Annotated in this window: 1 protein-coding gene; it reads left to right on the top strand. The window is 38.3% G+C overall.

Annotated elements, in window-relative coordinates; genetic code table 11:
- Window positions 1-781 (top strand): hypothetical protein (locus ACZBKJ_RS09890; RefSeq protein ID WP_463200926.1); only part of this gene is annotated, 781 nt, incomplete at both ends.

The following is a 781-nucleotide window of genomic DNA, read 5'->3' as shown; positions in this document are numbered from 1 at the left end:
CCAAATCGACACCCCTTGACAGCTACAACCTAGAAGTAGATACTGATCACACCTTCTTCATCAAAGGCATAGATGGGGTGGATGCGGTATGGGTGCATAATAAGAACTGTTTTATTGCGATTGGCGATAATCCTGCTGATGTCATGATTGATGGTAAAACAGTAACATACTCCGACTATATTGTGGGCATGAATGCCAATAATCAGCCCATTATAAAACGCATTCCTACCATTTTAGATGATGGTAAAATTGTGGAAGTTAAAGTAGAAGGTAATACAGTTAAAATTGTTAATGATGATAAGCCCGATACTTATTATGAGCAGACAAATGACAAGCTTGTTGCTAGAGATTCAACAGGTAATTATGCAAAAAATGAACATAAAAAGCCACCACCTGTTGTAGAAAAAACCATTCCAGAACATTTGGTGACAAATAAAGATAAGCGTTTGTTTAATGGTATTGTATTAGATGAAAGGTTGCCAGACCCAACAGCAGGTTGGGATTACAAGCCATCGCAAACAAAACCAAAGCAAAACAGCACTGAAAACCACTTAAATTCTCATATTAATGGCTATGTTGAAGAAATCAAACTCGCCAATCGTGTTGCTAGTGAAGGCTATATTATTCTAAAGTGGGGTGATGGTGCTGGCACACATGGTAGTGATATTATCTCTATCGACCCAAAAACCAACACCGTTGTGCTTTGGGATAATAAATATCGTAGCAGTGGCAATAAACTAGAGCTATCACCCACCTTTGATAGTGAAGCACTGACCAAAAA

Source organism: Moraxella sp. I5G, assembly GCF_055193055.1.
Note: the sequence above shows the minus strand (reverse complement) of the source record. Positions and strands in the feature narration are given on the sequence as shown.